This window comes from Anaeromyxobacter sp. SG66 (genome assembly GCF_022690805.1).
Classification (GTDB): Bacteria; Myxococcota; Myxococcia; order Myxococcales; family Anaeromyxobacteraceae; genus Anaeromyxobacter; species Anaeromyxobacter soli.
On sequence record NZ_JALCZC010000235.1, the window covers coordinates 1 to 906 of the forward strand.

General features: G+C 79.2%; 1 protein-coding gene. It reads right to left on the reverse strand.

The genetic code is table 11. The features are described from left to right. On the reverse strand, positions 1 to 906 hold a 906-nt coding region (locus MNZ39_RS24080; protein WP_374202563.1), incomplete at both ends, for a hypothetical protein.

Consider the following 906-nt stretch of genomic DNA (forward strand, 5'->3'; position numbering starts at 1 on the left):
CGAGCGCGGCCGCGCTCGCGAGGTCGTGCGCGAGCTCGGGAAGCTCGGGTTCCTCGCTCGCGGCGGGCAGCCGCGGCTCGAGCGCTTCCGACTCGAACGCGAGATCCTCCCAGCCGGTGCCGGGAGCCGCCTCCGTCGCGGTCGCCGCCGGCGTCGGCGTCGGCATCGCGAACGGGGTCGGGGTCGGGGTCGGCGTCGCGGTCGGAGTCGGAATCGGGGTCGAGGTCGGGGTCGAGGTCGGGGTCGGGGTCGGGTTCCCGCTCGCGGTCGCGCTCGGGGTCGGGGTCGCGGTCGCGGTCGCGGTGGCGGTCCCGGTCCCGGTCCCGGTCCCGGTCGCGGTCGGAATCGGGGTCGGGGTCGGGGTCGGGGTCGGGGTCGGGGTCGGGGTCGGGAACCCGAGCTCCTCCCAGCCGGCGCCTGCCGGCGTCTCGGGAGCGGTCGCCTTCGGGATCTCGGTCTCGAGCGAAATCGTCGTCGGGCTCAGGCTCGGGACGGCGGCCTCGGTCGCGACGGCGAGGTCGAGCTCGAACGGCGGGAGCGCGTCCACGACGTCGGCGAGCCACCTGGCCGGGTCACCGAGCGCCTCAGCGCCCGCCTCGGCGGTGGCGCCGCTGGCGTCGTCGAGCGGGTCCGGCGCGCCGAAGACCTCCGCTCGAGCGTGCCCGCCCGCGACGGCGGCCCAGGCCGCCTCGGCGCGCGGATCGGAGGGCGCGAGCGAGAGGGCCCGCTCGAGGTGGGGGATGCCGTCGTCGGCTCGGCCGTCGGCGACCGCGGCGAGGCCGAGCCGGAAGCGCGCGGGCGCCTCGTCCTCGGCGGGGACGTCGCCCGCGACCTCGGCCCGCACGACCACGCGCAGGTCCAGCTCGGCGGCGGCGCGGTCGCCGCGCGCGGCCGCGACGCAGCCGG